At 52.3% G+C, this 18,828-nt stretch carries 16 protein-coding genes; 8 read left to right on the top strand and 8 right to left on the bottom strand.

The annotated features are described in order from the left end of the window. Positions 1–121 precede the first annotated feature (121 nt). On the top strand, positions 122–952 hold the full coding sequence (locus ACR0L9_RS00550) for a HupE/UreJ family protein (protein ID WP_480567581.1): 831 nt from the start codon (positions 122–124) through the stop codon (positions 950–952). A 433-nt stretch (positions 953–1,385) separates the two neighbouring features. Here ACR0L9_RS00550 and ACR0L9_RS00545 read toward each other — a convergent pair whose 3' ends face one another. The 4 genes from ACR0L9_RS00545 to ACR0L9_RS00530 all read right to left on the bottom strand — a co-directional run bounded on the left by ACR0L9_RS00545 (position 1,386) and on the right by ACR0L9_RS00530 (position 4,976). Then, positions 1,386–2,396, bottom strand: a complete 1,011-nt coding sequence (locus ACR0L9_RS00545; protein ID WP_480894303.1) for a DUF2955 domain-containing protein — start codon at positions 2,394–2,396, stop codon at positions 1,386–1,388. After that, positions 2,386–3,342 (bottom strand): HlyD family secretion protein, encoded by a 957-nt coding sequence (locus ACR0L9_RS00540; protein WP_170392807.1) that lies wholly within the window; start codon positions 3,340–3,342, stop codon positions 2,386–2,388. The genes ACR0L9_RS00545 and ACR0L9_RS00540 overlap by 11 nt, the downstream gene beginning before the upstream one ends. Before the next feature lie 104 nt (positions 3,343–3,446). After that, the gene (locus ACR0L9_RS00535; RefSeq protein ID WP_170465183.1) at positions 3,447–4,526 is read right to left on the bottom strand and encodes an AI-2E family transporter; all 1,080 of its coding nucleotides are present in this window, start codon (positions 4,524–4,526) and stop codon (positions 3,447–3,449) included. 180 nt (positions 4,527–4,706) lie between these two features. Then, the gene (locus tag ACR0L9_RS00530) at positions 4,707–4,976 is read right to left on the bottom strand and encodes a potassium channel family protein (protein ID WP_480439390.1); all 270 of its coding nucleotides are present in this window, start codon (positions 4,974–4,976) and stop codon (positions 4,707–4,709) included. Positions 4,977–5,399: 423 nt separating this feature from the next. Here ACR0L9_RS00530 and ACR0L9_RS00525 point away from each other — a divergent pair, with 423 nt between their 5' ends. Then, complete coding sequence (locus ACR0L9_RS00525) at positions 5,400–8,048, top strand: AsmA family protein (RefSeq protein ID WP_480894301.1); 2,649 nt, start codon at positions 5,400–5,402, stop codon at positions 8,046–8,048. Positions 8,049–8,595: 547 nt separating this feature from the next. Here the strand turns inward: ACR0L9_RS00525 and ACR0L9_RS00520 are convergent. Next, positions 8,596–9,516 carry a LysR family transcriptional regulator gene (locus ACR0L9_RS00520; protein ID WP_480894299.1) on the bottom strand — a complete coding sequence of 307 codons (921 nt, stop codon included), beginning with the start codon at positions 9,514–9,516 and terminating at the stop codon, positions 8,596–8,598. 111 nt (positions 9,517–9,627) lie between these two features. Here ACR0L9_RS00520 and ACR0L9_RS00515 point away from each other — a divergent pair, with 111 nt between their 5' ends. Next, complete coding sequence (locus ACR0L9_RS00515; RefSeq protein ID WP_170597648.1) at positions 9,628–10,551, top strand: SDR family NAD(P)-dependent oxidoreductase; 924 nt, start codon at positions 9,628–9,630, stop codon at positions 10,549–10,551. 17 nt (positions 10,552–10,568) lie between these two features. Beyond that, positions 10,569–10,943 carry a DUF4345 family protein gene (locus ACR0L9_RS00510; RefSeq protein ID WP_480894297.1) on the top strand — a complete coding sequence of 125 codons (375 nt, stop codon included), beginning with the start codon at positions 10,569–10,571 and terminating at the stop codon, positions 10,941–10,943. A gap of 204 nt (positions 10,944–11,147) precedes the next feature. Here ACR0L9_RS00510 and ACR0L9_RS00505 read toward each other — a convergent pair whose 3' ends face one another. Then, positions 11,148–12,992 (bottom strand): DUF3604 domain-containing protein, encoded by a 1,845-nt coding sequence (locus ACR0L9_RS00505; RefSeq protein ID WP_170818646.1) that lies wholly within the window; start codon positions 12,990–12,992, stop codon positions 11,148–11,150. A 303-nt stretch (positions 12,993–13,295) separates the two neighbouring features. On the opposite strand from ACR0L9_RS00505, the gene ACR0L9_RS00500 reads away from it, so the two are divergent. Continuing rightward, positions 13,296–14,783: an arylsulfatase gene (locus ACR0L9_RS00500; protein WP_480894295.1), complete on the top strand. Its 1,488-nt coding sequence runs from the start codon at positions 13,296–13,298 to the stop codon at positions 14,781–14,783. Between the two features lie 238 nt (positions 14,784–15,021). On the opposite strand, the gene ACR0L9_RS00495 is transcribed toward ACR0L9_RS00500, so the two are convergent. After that, a complete protein-coding gene (locus ACR0L9_RS00495; RefSeq protein WP_255612012.1) occupies positions 15,022–15,408 on the bottom strand; it encodes an excinuclease ABC subunit A in 387 nt (128 codons plus the stop codon). 329 nt (positions 15,409–15,737) lie between these two features. Here ACR0L9_RS00495 and ACR0L9_RS00490 point away from each other — a divergent pair, with 329 nt between their 5' ends. Beyond that, the gene (locus ACR0L9_RS00490) at positions 15,738–15,926 is read left to right on the top strand and encodes a hypothetical protein (protein WP_170424798.1); all 189 of its coding nucleotides are present in this window, start codon (positions 15,738–15,740) and stop codon (positions 15,924–15,926) included. Between the two features lie 253 nt (positions 15,927–16,179). On the opposite strand, the gene ACR0L9_RS00485 is transcribed toward ACR0L9_RS00490, so the two are convergent. Then, complete coding sequence (locus ACR0L9_RS00485; protein WP_480894293.1) at positions 16,180–17,286, bottom strand: hypothetical protein; 1,107 nt, start codon at positions 17,284–17,286, stop codon at positions 16,180–16,182. Between the two features lie 198 nt (positions 17,287–17,484). Here ACR0L9_RS00485 and ACR0L9_RS00480 point away from each other — a divergent pair, with 198 nt between their 5' ends. Together ACR0L9_RS00480 and ACR0L9_RS00475 are read left to right on the top strand one after the other, a co-directional pair. Beyond that, complete coding sequence (locus ACR0L9_RS00480) at positions 17,485–18,105, top strand: PepSY domain-containing protein (RefSeq protein WP_480894291.1); 621 nt, start codon at positions 17,485–17,487, stop codon at positions 18,103–18,105. A gap of 38 nt (positions 18,106–18,143) precedes the next feature. Beyond that, positions 18,144–18,803, top strand: coding sequence for a response regulator transcription factor (locus ACR0L9_RS00475; RefSeq protein ID WP_170395997.1), 660 nt, complete (start codon positions 18,144–18,146; stop codon positions 18,801–18,803). Positions 18,804–18,828 lie beyond the last annotated feature (25 nt).

Here is an 18,828-nt window from a genome sequence, read left to right as displayed (position 1 = left end):
CACGTGGCCCACGGGGTACGCCAACGCGCATGCGCTTGATCCGGGATACTTGGAAATTCGACAAATCACTACGGACACTTGGAGTGTTCATTGGCGAAAACCAGATGTTTATGGTCAACCAATGGCGATTGATGCGGTGTTACCGGATGGCTGTACACCCTCACACGGCCCTGACCCAATCTCCGATGGGCGAGCGTGGGTTTCTTCCTGGGTTGTCGAATGCCGTGCTGAGATCGCGGGCCAATCCATCGAGATCGACGGACTGGCGGCACAAAAGAACGACGTTTTGGTCCGTGTGCATCCTCTGCACGCCGAGCCTGCCACGCTTCGTTTCACCCCGGATGCTGCCATCCAAAATATACCTTTTGAACAGACAACATGGTCTGTTTTCATAGCCTATTTTCAGTTGGGTTATGAACACATACTAGAAGGCTGGGATCATCTGCTCTTCGTCTTCGCCCTATTTATTTTGGTCCCTGATCCGTGGAGACTGGCGGGAGCAATCACGGCATTCACCTTGGCACATTCAATAACACTGGCACTGGCAACGCTGGGATTTCTGAATGTCCCCGGCCCGCCGGTCGAGGCCGTCATTGCGCTTTCTATCGTTTTTTTGGCGATGGAAATTGTTAAGGGCGGCGACGGGCGTTTTCGACTTTCAAAACAAAAGCCCTGGATCGTTTGTTTCGGGTTTGGGCTTTTGCACGGCCTTGGTTTTGCAGGCGCTTTGGCCGAGATAGGACTTCCCTCCAACGATATTCCTGCAGCCTTGTTTGCCTTCAACCTAGGCGTCGAAGCTGGTCAGTTGAGCTTTGTCGGAGCTTTGGCACTTCTTGTCGCGATCTGGCGATTGATGGCACGTCCAGTTAGCCAAAGGGCGACTGTGATTGCCGCTTATGGCATCGGGTCGGTATCGATGTACTGGCTCATAGAACGCATAAGTGGGTTCTAAAGCGCTAAACCTCGATGTCGTTGAGGTGGTAGATCGGCTCAAGTCACTAGTCGATTGCGAAGCGCGCAAATTGACCGGATGCAGGTGCAACCGCGCAGAATAGGTTGCGAAAAAAGCCCACTTCATCGCATGCCCAACGTTAGTTTACCTATGCGGCCATAGTTGCTCCCTGTCCAATCTGCGGATCTGGTATGTGCGCATTTGGTTGCGAGCGTTCATTGAAACCAAACAGGTGAAGGGCAGCTTTGTCCGCGAGGCAGCCCTTCATATTCGCTCCACCGAACAGCCATCACTCAACCAGAGATCGCTTGACATAAAACCGCTTCAGCGATGTTCGCGGTTTGCCATGGCGCTGCAATTCGAGCGATGGTTGCAAAAATCGGTCAAACGGGAACTCTGCTGGTTTCAGCGCCAAGCTTTATCGCAACAAACTTCATGGAGTCGCCTGGCGCTCTTTTTCTGGCCAGAATTCATCCACCACGACATATGCGATAATTACAAAGAAAGCGGCGCTGGCGACTTGCAATACACGAGTGATGCTCTTGACGTCAGCCTCGTCTGAAAACGGCGCAACCGAGCCGCCATATACAATCAGAGCTGTTGTAATCGCGGAACCGGCGGCGGCGGCGAGAGGGAATTCTGACTTTCCAAGTGCTCCGAGTGTTAGGCAAAAGAAAAAACACAGCAGAATGGGGGTTAGAATGACCGGAGCTATTACGTTTATTTCATAGCATATGATGGATACTGCAGCCCCAAGTAGATTTGCCGTCAGCATAGCTTTTGCAACTGTTTTGCCTGCAGCAGGCATTGCCGCAAGTTGCTGGCTCAGCAGGGCGACAAAAAACAGAACCAACAAAGCAGAAGCGCCGGAAATAAAGAACGCCATAGCAAAGGGCACTGTGACAAGAGACATCCTGACTATTCGGCGATGTGAGTCGAAGTCCGGCGATGTTGCAGCTTTCTTTTGAGGTGCCGTTTGAGGTGCAGCGGGTATCAACACGAACATCAGCGTCGATACGAAGCCAGCAAACAGCAGGTTCAACGGGATCCAATACACAAGCACCAAAGCCAGATCCTGTGATTGCAGCACCAAATTCGGAATCATCAACGCCCCCATGAGAGCGATGACACCCGGCAATACTCCGGCACCGGAAACTGACCAAATGAAAGACAGGATTATTCCAATGGCCACCAGAATTAGAAACACAAGAGGATAAGGTGAGAAGATTGACGACAAAAGGAACGAGATGAACATCAATCCAATCGAGAAGACAAACAGCTTACCAAATGCTGCCAAAGGTAGTGCCGCAGGTGCTTGAAGGAAAAGGGCAGTGAACACCGCCCCAACAACGGCAAGGGGCCACCCAAGAAATAGGCCCAATGCAAAGACACCGGTAACACCCAGCGCAAGCCGGGTGACAGAGCTTTGATCCTCAGTACGCATAGGAGAAGATTGAAACTACGCGGATGTAGGCGCGGCCTACGAGGTTCAGCAACGAGTTGTCGCTTAGATACATGATCACATCGGCCTGCCCGTTCAGTTGAAAGCGAAGATCGTCTTCGGCACTTCCAGCTTCATAGCCGGGTAAAACAATCCTGACCGGAAACCTTTCAGGCTCCCGCAAAAATCCCTTGGTGCTTGGCGGGCTCGCCAATTGCCCCGGCTCATCACCGCCACTCAAAGAAACAGCAGCACTAAAGCTCTCAATGACGCCCGGAACAATCTTACCAGGATGCATATCCAACACCACATCGACCGGAGACCCTATTGAAGCTCTTCCCAGATTGTTCTCGGTAAAATACGCCTCGATCCAGACGTCGGTTGCATCCAGAAACGTCAAAAGATCCTGACCGGATCGCGCATACGTTCCGGGGGCAATCAGCAGATTAGAAATGACACCTGTCGCCGGAGCACGCAGTTCGGTCCATTCAAGGTTCAGTTCCGCATCCGCCAAGGCCGCCAGTGCGCGCTGGATTTTCGGGTTTTCAATCCCATCGTCACCAAGCCTTTGCTTCGCTTTTTCCAGATCAGCTTTTGCGTTCTCAAAGTTTGCCTCAGATTCTGCCAGTTGTCCTCGTGCATCATCGGCCTTTGAGACGGCAATCAACCCTTTCTTTTCAAGCGCAAATACACGTTCCGTCTGAATGCGCATCGTATCCAGATCGCTCTGCGCCCTTGCGAGTTTGGCTTGTGCCGCACTTACCTCTGCCGAAGACGCACCCACCTCTTGGGTCGCCGCTTCAAGATCAGCTTCCGCCTTTGAACGCTCGATCTCGTAGGGTCTGGAATCTATTCGAACCAGAACATCACCTGCCGAAACGACTTGGCCGTTTTCTACCAAAACTTCCGTTACCGTTCCGGTCACCTGAGGCACGATTTGGGTGGCCACAGCTTTTACTCTGGCGTTCCCTGTAAATGGCGTTTTCCGATCAGCGACCAAGTACCAAACAAGAAAAAACAGAATGACAGCGAGTGTTGTCCATATTGTCTTTCTCATTTCACCGCACCTTCAGCAGCGTCATCGGCTTCGGGCGAGGTATCAATCCAAACCTTGAACAGCTCATAGAAGACAGCAAAGAGTACCGGCCCCATAAAAACGCCGATCAAACCGTACGCCATCATACCTCCGAGAACACCGATGAGGATGACCAACATGGGAGTCTCGAGGCCTTTTGAGATGAACACGGGTCTTAGGAAACTGTCCATTATCATGACGGGAACGGCCAATATGGTGAAGATCAGAGCAGTTCCGCCGGACATGGAGCTCCATGCGTAGATAATTACCGGTATAAGAACCAATCCGGGCCCGATTTGGATAATTGAGAGTATGAGGCAGACAAATGCCAGTGTGGCGGCCGAAGAAATCCCAAACAAAGCCAGCAGTATCCAAACGAAAACAGCCTGAATGGCTGCTACGCCAATCACGCCTTTTGTAACGTTCCGGATCGTTGCGCCTGCCAGTGTCACGAATTCACCGCCGCGTGGTGCAAAGACACGGTTGGCAAAGCGCTGAAGACCCTGGACCAAATTTGGCCCCGGGCTGAACAATGCCCCCATAATCAACACGGACAGAGCTAAGCCAAGAAGCCCGATACCAATGCCCAGCACCTTTCCGAAGAGCGATTTGGTTATCTCAAGGATTTGCGCGCCGTATTTTGCAAGCGCGCCGTCAAGATTGCGCTCAAACATTCCCCAGACATCGGAGATTTTATTTCCAACCAACGGCAATTCCTTGAGGCCCTCGGGCGCAGGGGGGATTTTCAATTCACCCTTGTCTGCTTGTTCCGCGAATTCAGACCCTAGTTCTGCAGCACCAGACACCGCAGTTGCGACTGGCCCCAGGGTCAGAACAAGGCCCAACAGAACGATAATTGTTGTGGCAAGCTTCTTACGTCCTCCCAGCTTGGATTGCAGCCAATCAAATGCCGGGTAGAGCGCGACGCAGAGTATCGTTGCCCAGATAACCACACTTGCAAGCGGAGCCACCATGACCAGGGCGCTGTAGAGGAATAATCCGAGAAAGAGCAATCGTATCGCGAGGTCGACAATCTTCGCGTCCTGGGTCTTTTCCATTCCATCCCTCCACTATCTGTTTTCCAAACAATACACTCAAAAAACGTAATATGTATATTTTTTGAGTTTTCGGCGATCATCTATCAGTTTGAAGGTACGAGTGAATCCGAGGCACGGCTTCAGATGCGCGGTCGCACTGATACCTGCGCATGAACTCAAATTGCCTTAATTTGGGATAATCTATTTGTCCGTTTTTTCGTCGTCTTGGGACAAGATTGTATCTGCCACTGTGGTCGCCGCAGTCACGAAAACACCCAAGCCTACAATGATATACACCATTGTGAAGATTTTCCCCGCCGCAGTTTCAGGTGAGAAGTCACCGAACCCTACGGTCGAAATTGTCACTACGGAAAAGTAGATCGAGTCTAGCCAACTCCAACCTTCGACAAAGTGGTAGAAGACCGAGGCCCATAAAATCATTCCGACTGTGAAGGCAAGAAGGCCTTTCACTCTACCGTCCTTGAAAGCGACGCCTATCCCACGTGTTATTCTAGTTAGCGAATTCATTGTGTCCCCGTCGTTTGAAGAATTCACATATAACAGTAATTAGATGGATGTGGGAAATTGAAGCATTTTAACCGCGTCTAGTTTAATTGGGGCGTCCAGGCGCAGTCGTCAAAGCTAATGCAATGTGCTCGTTTATGAAACGTTAAACGCGTTTCAAGCCAGCTATTTTGAAACTGGATCAGCAGCACATCCTAAATTTAGTCCTTTAACCGTTTCTTGGCCGCCCGACCAATTCCGCAAGAGAAGTCGGCTAAATGGTCAAGGTCATTTAGGGTTCAGCAAAATAAGAAGCCACATATTCCATTAACATGATGCTTTAATGGTCTAGTCTGCCCAAGAAAGGAATCAGAACCTTAGGAGAAAAGCGTGCGGTTCATCACAAAAGGTGTAATGGTTTGTTGCGCTGTCGCGTTCGTCGCGGTTGTTGTGGCATGGCTTTTCCTGTCCTCTGCGTTGTTTTCTTCTGTCAGAACCACTTTTGTTGAAAACCTGATATCGAAGAAACTTGATCAGGACGTGTTAATAGAAGATGAAGTGCGTCTAGGCCTTGGTCGGCAACTGCAGGTATCCGCAGCGGGATTGGTACTACCCGGCGCGATCAAGACCAAAGCGAATCTGGCGGCAATCGACAAACTTGAGTTCAATATTTCTGCCCGCGACCTTTGGAACAGCAAATTGTCGCTGAGTGAGCTTTCTATCTCGGGTGTTCACCTCAACTTGATCACGGACAAAGACGGTGTCGGAAACTGGCAGTCCGCTTCCCAAATGGGCACTAAAGCCGAGGATCCGGCCAAACCTGCAAACCTGTCTGTGGCTGGAATTCTAACGGACCACGAAATTGACCTGACCGATGTCACCGTTCTTTACCAGAACGATCTAAACGGGCTTGGTCTGGATCTGCAGCTTCCTGAGCTGAATTTAAAGCGTGATACGGAAACCGACGTTGTGACCGCGGTTGGGGCTGGATCACTAAATGGAGAGAAGTTTGATCTGAACGTGAGCATTCCCGCGGACGACCCGTTTCAGGTCGCGGTGAACTTCGAACAGATTGCGATTGCCGCCGAAGAAGTCCCTCAAGAGAACGGGCTACAAGTGAATACGACCATAGAGGTTGCCGAACTTGGTCAGCTTCTTGATATCTTGAAACTCAACCGCGTTCTGGAGGGTTCAGGAAGCATTGGCGCAACATTCAAATCAGTCGACGGCGTAGCCCGGATTGATGACCTGGCTGTATTGACTGAATTGGATGGTGGGCAAAGCCTTTCGCTGACGGGACAAATCGGAGAGTTGGGAAACCCAGAAGACGTATCCCTGACAACCCGCATTCGGTTGTACCCTGAAGATGCTGAACCCGGCCCAGCCGCGTCGCGGTATGATCTAAGACTAATAGCAGTTGACATGGTTATCGATAGCGTACCCGGGCAGGTCCCGCAGCGACAAATGGTCATTGAAACCAACGGGTTCACATTGGATACCTCTGGTGAAGGCCCCCCCCCGATTAAGTTTTCCGAGCTTTCCAGAACACCCGAAGGCGCCTTGAGTGTTGGAAACATCAATTTGAGAATTGGGAACCCTGCTGATCCATTTATCATTTTGGACGGTTCGGTCGAAGACGCGTTGCAATTACAAGGCATATCGGCCGACGGGTTAATGGATATACCCGCAAGCAGCTTGATCTCACCAGAGCTTCTGGGACCGGATGATCAACTTGGTCGATTTTCTGGTAACTTTCATTTGAACGGCGACATCAATCAGCTTTCGCTGACAAATTTGGATGGCCAGACAAGCGAAACGGAACTTTGGAACCTTGAGGTGCATGGCTCTGTCAAAAATGTGCTCACATTCGAGAACCTGGATTTGGCAATTCAAGTAGAAGTCCCCTCCGGAGCGGACCTGTTAGAAGCCCTATCGCTTGAACGGGTGGAAACTGGACAGGCTATCTTTGAAATTGGCCTTGCCAGCGAAGGAACCGATTGGGATGCGAATGCCAAAGTCAAGGTTGCCGACTCTGTCCTGCAAATTGTGGCCGATCTTGATGATGCAACGAGTGATCCTGTACTACAGGGTTCCATAGAGAGTGACTTGATAAAGATAGATCAGATCCGAACCATCGTTCAGGCCGCTGCACAATTGAGGAAAATAGGCGGTCCAGAGCCCGACGAGGAAGACGTCATTGAGGAATCCGGCGACACTAGTCCTCTAAGAGACGTAACACTTAAACCTATTGGGCGTTCAATTCTCTTGTCCGGTATGGATATGGATGTCGACGTTGACCTTCGGCACATAGAGGGTGCCAAAGGCATCAGCAGTTTGCAGAGTGAACTGACGCTCAACGAAAATGAACTCAAGGCCGGACCTTTGAATTTTGAATACGGAGGTGCTCATTTCGATGTCAGCGGACAAATGGATCTATCGAACGACGCACATCTGCTCACGTTGACCGGCAAGGCAGGTGGCTGGCAACTGGATGAAATTCTTCACAGCCTGAACTTCAAAAAGGGCGCAAGCGGTACGATCTACGCAGATTTTTCGGTGACCGGCAGAACCGATTCAGCCAAGCATTTTGCCAATAGCATGAGCGGCAATGCCACAGTTTCAATGCGTGATGGCTCGATCGAGACCCAGCTTTTGGATCTGGCAGGGCTAGGGATACTACCTTGGGTGTTTACCAAAGAGAAACAAAAGGTTGCTCCGATCATATGTTTGCGTGCACCGATTAGTATTTCCAATGGAAGTATTTCGACGAAACAAACCACATTGGAAACAGATCATGTCCAAGTCGTCGTCTTTGGCGGTGTTAATGTGGCGGGCAAGGTTTTGGACCTAAATCTGCAGCCCCGCAAGATTGGCGAACCTCTTTCGAAGAGCCCCTGGCCCGTGACCTTGAAGGGCCCACTAGCAAAGCCGAAGATCAAGGTCAAAGACGGTCCCAAACGACTAAAACGATCGGATGGTGCGGACAAAATGCCAGCAAAAAGAAAGCTTTGCGTTCCGGATATTCTACAACTGCAGTAGTGGCGAAGGCAGTCGACAAAAGAACACAAATAAAGTTCAAAAAGAATGACATCGCTTTCAGGATGCGATCTTTGCTTTGGGTTTTCTCTCGATATATTCCGCACTTTAGGCGCGAACCAACCCGGCGTCACAGGGGATCGTCTCGATTTCTCTTCGGTCCAGCGCCAGAGCCAGATGGGTCGCTGCGGGCTCAATGTGCTCTGCAACTTGGCCAAGCTTCACACGCCTCTGCAAACGCTTGAATACTCTCTTCAGTTATGTCCAACGTTGGAGTCACATTCCGATCTCGAACGTTCACTGCACTTCTGTTCCAACTGTGACGGTTGAGTCAGGTTCGTGTGACGTTCAACAAGATATTTGGAACTTCACTGATCTTTGACTCAATCGACGGCCAAAACCTCAACAAACAGGTCAATCAAGTCATTCAATTAAGACCCAAACGTCAAGCATATCTGACCCAACGAGATTAACGGCTAATCACCGGCGCTGCTTTCAAAGTCTCAAAAGAGTACCAGTTTGTTATTCGTCTGACCTAACGACATGACGGCTAATCACGCGTTTTGGTTCCCGAGACCCAGAACTCGTTTCGCCGGGATCGGACCCGTTCGGCCAAAAAGTCTACGAATAGCCGGACACGGGCTGTATTCCGAAGGTCGCGATGCAGCAAAAGCCAGATGCTCCGATACGGCATTGGTTTTTGGAACGGTGCACGGATCAGATCAGGATGGCGGTCGCCCAGATTGCAAGCAAGATAGGCCATCCCCAAACCGGAGGCCGCCAGTGTGATCAGAGGAACCAACTCAGAGACACGGTGCTTCAGCTTGGCCTTGGGGTAGTAACTGTCTTTCAACCACTTCACCGTGGTGGCTTCTTCAGGCTCATGCCAGCCAATCAGGTGCAATCCCTCGCCGCCGTTGTCGGTGATACGTTCCGCGTAGTCGCGCGTGCAATAGGCCGCCTGTGACATTTGGACGAGTTTTCGCCCAACCACATCGTCCGTAACCTCGTCAGCCACGCGCAGCGAGACGTCAGCTTCCCGACGCATCAAATCGCGGACATCGTTGGTGAAGTTCATATTCAAAATGATGTCCGGGTAGAGATCAGCGAAGGCTGCAAAATCATCCATTAACGATGTCATAGCCAGACCATGGGGCAGCGTCACGTAAACCGTGCCCGAGGGTAGCGCATCTCTGCCAACAATGACGCGAGACGCAGCGGTCATTTCAGCTTCTACCCGTTCGGCGTGAGGCATCAGATCTTCGCCGAGCTGAGTCAGGGCGAGGCCGGTTTTTGAGCGATCAAACAACCGGCTGCCGACGCGTTCTTCCATGACTGAAATCCTGCGCGTCAGCGTGGTGTGGTTCACCTGAATACTGTCAGCTGCCCCCCGAAGAGTTCCGGTTCGGGCAACCGCCAGAAAGTACTTCAGATCGTCCCATTTCAGGGAATGGCTTTCCTTGATCGACATACATCTTGTGTTTCATTTTTGAAGCACTGTGTCCAGAAATATCTATCTACAGATCATTTTTTGGCCATCCTACCTTGGGCGCATCAATCGCAAACCCAAGGACCATACCCCATGAACCAAATACAATCTGTATTGATCACAGGCGCTAATGCCGGACTGGGCCGCGAGGCGGCCCGACAGCTTGCACTGCAAAAAGGCATATCCAAAGTTTATCTGGCTTGCCGCAACCCAACGAAGGCGGAAGCCGCAATTGCAGCGTTGGAACGTGAGACCAGGCGCAAAATCTTTGAAATCGTCCTGATGGACGTGACCGATCCGGCTTCGGTTCGCGCCGCTGTAGCCGAACTTTCCACCCCAATCGACGCCGTAATCCTGAATGCAGGCGGCACGGGTGGACGGCATCCGAACAGCCTCACCAGCGATGGCGTGACCAACATCTTCGCCACCAATGTTCTCGGCCACGTGGTGTTGGTAGACGCATTATTGGAGCGTCAGTTGGTAACGTCCACAATTCTGTATGCCGGATCCGAAGCCGCACGCGGCATTCCCAAAATGGGTATGCGCCGCCCGGACTTGTCCGATGGAACAGTCGACGAATTCAAATCAATCGCTGATGGCAGCAAGTTCGGCCCCGAGGGCGATCCGATGCAGACCTACGGCTACGCCAAGCTCACCGCGACCCTGTGGATGGGAGCGATGGCACGTCAGCACCCCCATATTCGCTTTGTCACAATGAGCCCGGGTGGTACCGCAGGTACCGCTGGCTTTGACGACCTGCCGTTTATAAAACGTATTGTCTTCAAACATATTGGCGGCGTTCTGATGCCCATATTCGGGATGATGCACGGCGTTGAGGCTGGGGCAAAACGGTATCTGGACGGTTTGCTGAACCCGGAATTCAAGACCGGCCACTTCTACGCCAGTCAAACCGGCTATCCCACCGGAGCAGTCGTGGATCAAGCCAGCATCGACGGGGCTCTGTCAGACGTCACCACTCAGGATAACGCGAACCAGGCACTACGTCAGTTCGCCTGAAGCAAAGGAGAAATGAAATGGAAACCATACTGAACATCTTGGTCATCCTTGCAACCATCGTGCTGTCTTGTCTCGGCATAATTTCAATGTTTGCTCCTCGGCGCATAGTAGCCAACCTTGCCATCGAACCAGTGGGAACTGTTGGGCTCAGCACGATCCGTTCAGTGATCGGAGGGCTGTTTCTGGCCTCAGTTGCCTTGCTGGTGATCGGATTTACGACAGGGCAGACGCTGGGCTATGTGGCTGTAGCGATCCTGATGGCTGTTGTCGCTCTTGGACGCATAGTCGGCATTTTGGCGGACGGCTTCGACAAGGCGGTTCTGCCGCCGCTGGCTGTCGAGCTTGTGGTCATCGCAGTGTTGATGACGGCCTACCACCAGCTTTCCGCATAGTCGGATTTGCTTTGGAGGGACAGTGGCTAACATGATATCGCCGTCGTCCATAGTTTTTAGAAAAGCCATTGCGATCATTCATGCAGATCACAGAGAAAGTCGGCAATGAGCCCAAAGCTGACACTAGCTACAATAGAACTGGCCTAACGTCACTGCCTCGATTGCCTCTGGTTATTTGTAGTAGAAAAAGTCGGTTTATTAACCTCACCCCCCGGGAGTATACCAAATTGGCGAAGTGTAAGCGCGTTCCTGTGTTGAGGTCGGCACTTCAGCAGGCAATTCGTCTCCGAACCGAACGGCATCGTAAATTGTCCACCTCGGTGTGGGAATTTCCAGGACGCGGGCGTAGTAGAAAGCCCGCACAGAAGGATCGAATTCAGGGTCCGTCCAAACAGTGATCAGTTCCGGGGATCCTATCGAATTGGTAAACGTACCCGTTGCAACATCCACAGTATTCCCCACCGCCGGTAGGTTGCCGTCCGCATCAGGTTCGCGGTCTCCCGACCATGCCACGTCATAAACCCGCTCTTCAGTGTCGCCGTTGGCATTTAACCAGCCTTTCACAATCTGAATACGGTCGAGATTGCCGGAAAACGGGTCTTTCAGGGCAGCAACCAGGAATGTTGGGGCGTCCGCGCCTTCTGTAGCGGTTGCGAGGTCCCCACCCATCGGAACGCCTTTTTCATATCCGACGTCGGCGGGCAAACGAGATTTTGCATCAGCTTCAGTAAAGTCCCAGCCACCAAAGAAGCGAACCGCGATGCGACTACCAGTCGTCCCATATACTTCTTTCCTCTCCATGGCATCGAATATCGCTTCGCGCGTGTTATCTTCTGCCCAGACTGCAGCGTAACCTGAGGCTGCCATTTCCCACCCAAGAATCCTTGTCGTATCGAACTCGCCAACGACATGCTGCCAACGGCCAGGTTCCGGTTCGACACCGGAGTGTTTGCCAAAGAAATTGTCTTCTTCCGCCGTTGCCAAAGCCGTATGGCTGTCGGTCGAGCCCACTACTCCGAACTTGTATGGATTGGTGCCGAGTTGAGCCTCTAGTTTAAGACCATTCTTCAAAGCCTCACGCGCGTATTCGTACTGAAGCATCCAGTCTTCTTTGGGTGTCGGACCCAGATTTGACTTATCCCAGGTTTCATAGTCCGCGAACTCATCATTCGGGCTGAGAAACGGGTGGGTTTCTCCATCGCCCTTGATCTGGGTGATCTCATACATCGGCTCCCACTTGGCACGCCGCTCTGCGTAATCTTCGGTCAAAGGTTCACCCGTTTCAGGGTTGGTCTCGACAGGAAACATCAGGCCGTTGGAGACGTTGCCGTTGTGGGCAAGGGCCAGCACACGGCCGCCGGTCTCTAGTTCATAAGTTTCCATCCAGTCCCACAAACGTTCGGGATTAAAAGTTTCTGCGGTTGTGAATGGCAGCATCTGCCGTGCGCGAATGGCATCATCTCGGTAGATCACGTTGCGGTGGAGGTTGTTGCCTCCTTCAGTGGACGTCCATTCGTACCCGATGAACGCAGTGAATGCGCCGGGGTCGTTGTGATGATCCGCAGTTTGCGTGAATTCGTCCCAAACGGATTGTACGAACCTGCGATCTGAAACAGCCTCGGGAAGAGCATCACCGGTTATACCCGCAAAGGTTTCTATGACCTCCATTGTTGCGCCGAGAGCAACATCTCCACCGGCATTAAGACGTTCGTTCCAGTCTCGAAGTGTTGGATCGCGCATCAGCGTAGAATTCCCTGCGACGATCTCATTCATGGCGCCCATGGCGTCCGAGTGATCGGATACGACAAGCCAGTCGAGGGGACGCGATAACTGCACCCGAAGGCCGTGCGACGTAGTGACTTCCTCACCGCGTGCAAATCTATAAGCATCGTCTGGGCTCAGGATGACGCCAAACCCCCGCGCGTCGAGCGAATTTGACGTGTGCAGGTGAGTGTCACCCCACAGAGGTCGTGTAGGAAAGTTTCGACCTGCATAAGGTGAGAAATCAGCAGGCGCGGGTTCACGCATATCATCAACTGATATGGTCATCTCTCCAACTTGCCCACCTTGAGCGGCCTCTTGAGCATGTGAAGAGCTTGTTATGAATGCTGCGGAAACTATTGCTGTTGATGTCGTCAGAAAAAACTTCATTTGAACCTCCCAGCCGAGCTGAATGCCAGCCCATGGCAACATCTGAGCCGGCTGTTCGTCAAGGAAAACAACAGTTTTTCTTAGTTTTGCACAAGGACCCCGGGGGAAGTTCGACCAAAATCGGGCCGCAGCTTCGCCCAATTCTTTAACGCTCAGCCGTTGTGAGAAAATACCGCAACGAGTGGGTGTTCTTGACGACTTGTGGCCTGGATCGTCAAACTTGAACCTGTGATCTTGATTGGAGGCGTTGTTATGAAATGGTTGTCGCGAACATTCCTACTGGCCTTATCCCTTCAATTTGCCACGGGAGCTTCAGCTCAAGATAAACCAAACATCGTATTCATATTTCTAGATAATTTTGGTTGGGGTGAACCCGGGTTCAATGGAGGTGGCATAATCCGAGGTACAGCGACCCCCGAGATGGATGCCCTCGCCGCGGAGGGACTGCGACTCACGAACTTCAACGTGGAAAGCCAGTGCACGCCGTCCCGCGCAGCGACCATGACGGGACGATATGGCATCCGGAGCGGCAACCACACGGTCCCACTAGGCGGCGGTGTCTACGGCCTAACTCAGTGGGAAATCACGATGGCCGAGATGCTAAAGGATGTGGGATACAACACGGCCATGTACGGCAAGTGGCACCTTGGCTGGACCGAAGGACGATATCCAACGAATCAAGGATTCGACGAATTTTTCGGAGTTGAGACCACTGACGTTACAGTCTGGCGCACGCTTCCGGGATTTGCTGAAGCCAACTTGGAAGAGCCTGTTGTGATGCAGGGTGTTGCAGGTGAGCCAGCAACCATCGCGCGGGACTACGATCTCGACTATCGCGGCGAGATAGACGGCGACCTGACGAAAAAGGCTATCGAGTTTATCAAAGCGAAGAGTGCCGAAGAAGCGCCGTTTTTTATCTATCTTGCCTATACTCAGACTCACTATCCAAATATCGCGTCCGAGGAATTTGATGGCGCCACCGGTAATGGTGTTTGGGCCGATATTCTGCTTCAAACAGATACCTATGTCGGGCGCATCGTGGATGCGATCGAGGCGGCAGGTGTTTCCGACGACACTGTGGTTATATTTACTGCTGACAATGGCCCCGAAGCTCTTCCGGTTGGAAACGCAAATGTCTCGCCCGTGCCAGCGGTACATGGCACCGCCGGGCCTTGGCGTGGCACTCTGTTCACCAGCCTCGAAGGAAGCATGCGCGTGCCTTTTGCGATCAAGTGGCCGGGTAAGATTCCCGCGGGTTCAGCAAGCAACGATGTTGTCCATTCGATGGACCTCTATCCGACACTTGCGGCATTTGCAGGCGGCAAGCTGCCTGATGACAGGGCGTTTGATGGCATCGACCAGTCGAAGTTCTTTCTTGGTGTCCAGCCAAATTCAAACCGAGAAGGCGTGATCGTTTACATGGGCGAGCAAATATTCGGCGTAAAATGGAAGGATTGGAAAGTTCTTTTCAAAGAGAATACGACGGCTTTTGGTGCAACGGAGTCTTTCGACACACCAAGGGTCTACAATCTATTGAACGATCCACACGAGCGCGAAAGTGTACTTTTCCCTTACACGTGGGCGGTCGAAAAGGCGCTTCCGCAGCTGCAAGAGCACATCGCTACCTTCGAGGAATACCCTCCGATTCCACCGGGAACGCCCGATCCCTACGAACCACCCAAAAACTGAACGGCGTCTTTGTCTGCACACTCGCCTTTAGTCGTCATTAGGTCTAACGACCTTTTTTTGCAGTTCGCGACTTGCTGCAAGAGCGAAGCCCTAAACGGCGATCAAGGTCCGCTCAGGGCTCTCACCACCAGTCCAAGCGCACCACAGTGAATGGCCGTAGCGAGTCCATACTTTCGACTGCCGCAATCCAACCGAATGGCCGCAAACAGTGCTTCAAGGTGGTGAGCGATACCAGCTCTCAATTCAGAATGTCGGCGATTGCCCCTATCAGGTTCAGCACTTCATGTGTTTCACGGTTTACTTCGTAAACATAATCTCCGGCACGCACGTAATATCCGTTGCGCCGTAGTCCCCAACGGCTGGGATCATCAATGCGGACATACCCATCATAGATGTAATCGCCACGTCGATATTTCTTTGCCTGTCCAGGCGGTACGCACGGGATTGCCTTTTTTGCCAAGCCTGGCGGACAATGTCCGGATTTGGATTTCACATGGATCGGCGAGGTGGCGCCGGTTCCGCTAACGTGCCCCGTGCTAAGGCTCCACAAGCTGACACTGGCGTTCGCAAATGACGCGCCTTGCACGGTCAGTGCCACCGCCAGAATCCCAACAATCTTTTTCATTCCCAGCGCCTTTTTCAGCTTCTTAGCCTAGATATGATCTTGAATGGGCCTTGGCGAGTTCATAAGCGAAGAGTCGCTTTCCGATGCAGCAGTTTGTTCACGAGCTGAAATCATCGGCTGCGATTGTCATCGCAAATTCAACTAAAGCACCAAAACGGGAAGTTCTTCCTCCACCTGGTCGCCCGCCTATTCGTTTGTCTTTATTTCGCGAACAACATTAACTGAACGTGAACAATGTATTCTCAGAGTGTTCAAACAGTCTCAGGCATAGTGATGGTGTTGGATCATTCGGGACGTTGTTCCATTTGATCGCTGACAAGGGGAAACGCATGATCAAGTCTGCCTTTGTGACTGAAGAGTCCAGCACAACAGCTGTGATGCAAACCTCCGGCAAAATCGCCGAAGAACGTTTGCCAACCACGACCAAATCGAGCAGTGGTCGCTTCCCTCCTATCGAAAATGCATTAACACAGATCGTCAAAAACAAGCGGCTTTCCGAGGCACATAACAACGTCTGAAGGCAGTTCAGCAGACCCCCAAACAATTCCCGGTATTCGTCCTAGATATTGGAATTGAAAACTAAATCCCGCTCCAGTTATGGGGCGGGGTTTCTTTATTATGCCTTTGGGAAAAAGGGCGTAGCCCTTGATTTGCAAAAGTATCCGGCCAGCCGCTACCCATCCTGTGAAGCCTTTGGCTGACCCGGGCTTTAGTACTTCCCTGAGTGGTCAGTATTAAGGGTTGATTGACGCAGAGAGCCGTTGTCTTTCGTTACAGACCCAACAGCGCCTTTACCTCATGTTCAACGGCGTCGGTCACGGGCTTGTTTGCGGCGGCTTCCAGGGCTTCCCGTTCGGTCAATTCCTGTTCCTCGACCTGGTCAGCCAGTTCTTGCACCTGTTCAGTCGCTTCTTCGTATTCGACGGCAGCCTGACGTTCATCATTCAGGTCCTGCGCTGCTTCGATCGAAGAGTCCAAATCAGCGCGGGCTTCATCCAATTGCTCCTCAATCTCTGGGTCAGTTCCGCCTGCGTCTTCCAGAGCTTGTTCGAGATCCTCGACGCGTTCCTGGTTTTCCTGGACTTCACTCAACGCGGCTTCCAGGTCTTCTTCAATCTCAGGAACAGTCCGCTCCGGCGGCTCCAAGCCAGCGAGCTCTTCCAATTGTTCCTCAAGCTCTTCGCGCAAGGGTTCTCCGGCCAACACGGTATCTCGATAATTGGCAATTCGGCCTACGCGGGAATTGGGTGCTTCATTTTCTAATGCAGTTGCGCTGGCGTTGGCGGCATTGAGCGCCCCTAACTCAGACGGGTGGGCACCAAGAAGTGCCGCCATCTTGTTCCCCTTTTCCCTGACCGCTGGGCGAATGGACTCTTCGACAATTACTGTTTTCGAAGGCTTCTTGTACGTCCTGGGCTTTTGTTTGCTACCGTTGGTGGTCGAGCGTTTTCCAGATGTGGCAACCGTTCTCGACTTGCCTTTGCCGCTAAAGATATCCTTCAAGGAAAAACGACCGCCCTTGCCCAAAGCAGAGCGCGAAGATTTTGTCTTGGATTTACCGGTGTTTCGGCCACCAAGACTTTTGTCGGCACCTTTCTTTCCGCCTTTGTTACCGGCGAAACTGTGGTCATCGCGATCTCCGCTGGCGGAGTTCCCTTTGCCACCGCTATTGCCTTTTCCGCCGCCGTTGCCTCCACCGTTTCCTTTATCGCCGCCTTTGCCGTTGCCTCCACCGTTACCCTTTCCACCGCCATTGCCTTTGCCCTCCTTTGCAAATGCAATATCCGGCACCGCAACGGTGGCTACGATGGCTGTAGATCCCAACAACGCGATTGCCAGGGTCGATGCTTTTAGCAGTCTCAAACTGGTGATTTTCATATCGACCTCCTCGGTGGAAATCAGCGGGTATCAGTTTTCTGAAACAACTCGCTATGTTCAATAGTCTCGATTCACGCACGAATCCCCTATGCTTCTTGCCATTTAACTTGAGGGTGCTTGAACGCAGGGCTAACTGCTTGTTCATCATCGGTTCATGTCGAAAGACGTAGTCTCTAGCCGCGAAATACGAGGACTTTCATGCGCGCGAAGGTGATCTTGGTGGTAGCAAGCCTGATTGTTGCTTTGCCTTTTAGGGAAGCGGCTGCCCAGACACGCGAGCTCAAGCAAGGTGAACTGCGCAAAGCGACCCTGACCGGGGACACCATTCGTTTGAAACGGGTTATCAAAGGTGTCGAAAAAGCCTATGGCGGCACCCCTGTCGATGCGCGCGCGTTTCAGGCTGATCAAATTTACTATCGTATTCTAGTCAAAAAGCCCGATGGAAAAATTGTCAGTGTCATTGTGGATGCACAGACCGGTACAGTCGTTTCCAATCGATCCAGTGTTGGGCGTCAAATATCGAAAGCAGCCCGTTCGAACCCCGCCAACGCCAACAACAGCCGCGACACCAACAGCAATCGTGGAGCTTCTGCGAGCCGTGGAAACAACGGCAAAAGCAGTGGCAATAGCAATGCTGGTGGAAACGGCGGTGGCAATGGCAACGGCGGTGGCAATGGCAATGGCGGCGGCAACGGCGGCGGCAATGGCAACGGCGGCGGCAATGGAGGAGGTAATAGCGGTGGTAACGGCAGCGGCAACAGCGGTGGAAACGGCGGCGGGAACTCTGGCGGGAACGGCAAGGGCAACGGTAAAAAATAGGGCTTAAACCAAAGCAGTTGTGACTGTAGTTTTTGAATATGAGAGTACTTCTGGCCGAAGATGAACCGCAGCTATGCGAGCAGATTAAGAAACTTCTTAGCGCAGAAGGCCGCGTGGTAGATGTGGCCAAGAATGGTACTGACGCCCTGCACCTGGGTGCGACCGAACCTTACGACATGATCATCCTCGACATCGGGTTGCCGGAACGCGACGGTATTTCTGTCCTGCGCGAATGGCGCAGCGCGGGCGTCAAGACACCCGTGTTGATCCTCACCGCCCGCGATGGGTGGAGCGAGCGCGTGGATGGTCTTGATGCAGGTGCTGATGACTACATGACGAAGCCATTTCACATGCCCGAGCTTGCCGCTCGTGTACGGGCCATCCTGCGCCGACAAAGCGGTCAGTTGAACCCGGTTATCGAAATGGGGGACGTTATGCTCGATACACGAAACGGTCGCGTCAGCGTGGGCGGCATTCCTGTTGATCTGACGGCGCAAGAGATCGCAGTTCTGACATACCTTGCCCACAACATCGGACGCATGGTGTCACGTACCGAGTTGTCAGAGCATATCTATGAATATGACGGTGACAGGGATTCGAACACCATTGCCGTCTTCATAACCCGGCTGCGAAAGAAACTGGGCTCTGACCTTATTACAACGGTCAGAGGACGCGGCTATATGATCGATACGGCCTGATGTTATCGCTGCGCCAACGCGCTTT

The organism is Ruegeria sp. I3 (assembly GCF_056532525.1).
This window is presented reverse-complemented; position numbering and strand designations above follow the sequence as displayed.

Excerpts from the sequence above, each read along its gene's own strand:
- ACR0L9_RS00505 (WP_170818646.1), bottom strand. The coding sequence starts at position 12,992 with ATGACCATATCAGTTGATGATATGCGTGAACCCGCGCCTGCTGATTTC.
- ACR0L9_RS00550 (WP_480567581.1), top strand. The coding sequence starts at position 122 with ATGGCGATTGATGCGGTGTTACCGGATGGCTGTACACCCTCACACGGC.
- ACR0L9_RS00520 (WP_480894299.1), bottom strand. The coding sequence starts at position 9,516 with ATGTCGATCAAGGAAAGCCATTCCCTGAAATGGGACGATCTGAAGTAC.
- ACR0L9_RS00485 (WP_480894293.1), bottom strand. The coding sequence starts at position 17,286 with ATGAAAATCACCAGTTTGAGACTGCTAAAAGCATCGACCCTGGCAATC.
- ACR0L9_RS00515 (WP_170597648.1), top strand. The coding sequence starts at position 9,628 with ATGAACCAAATACAATCTGTATTGATCACAGGCGCTAATGCCGGACTG.
- ACR0L9_RS00480 (WP_480894291.1), top strand. The coding sequence starts at position 17,485 with ATGCGCGCGAAGGTGATCTTGGTGGTAGCAAGCCTGATTGTTGCTTTG.
- ACR0L9_RS00495 (WP_255612012.1), bottom strand. The coding sequence starts at position 15,408 with ATGAAAAAGATTGTTGGGATTCTGGCGGTGGCACTGACCGTGCAAGGC.
- ACR0L9_RS00510 (WP_480894297.1), top strand. The coding sequence starts at position 10,569 with ATGGAAACCATACTGAACATCTTGGTCATCCTTGCAACCATCGTGCTG.
- ACR0L9_RS00475 (WP_170395997.1), top strand. The coding sequence starts at position 18,144 with ATGAGAGTACTTCTGGCCGAAGATGAACCGCAGCTATGCGAGCAGATT.
- ACR0L9_RS00490 (WP_170424798.1), top strand. The coding sequence starts at position 15,738 with ATGATCAAGTCTGCCTTTGTGACTGAAGAGTCCAGCACAACAGCTGTG.
- ACR0L9_RS00545 (WP_480894303.1), bottom strand. The coding sequence starts at position 2,396 with ATGCGTACTGAGGATCAAAGCTCTGTCACCCGGCTTGCGCTGGGTGTT.
- ACR0L9_RS00535 (WP_170465183.1), bottom strand. The coding sequence starts at position 4,526 with ATGGAAAAGACCCAGGACGCGAAGATTGTCGACCTCGCGATACGATTG.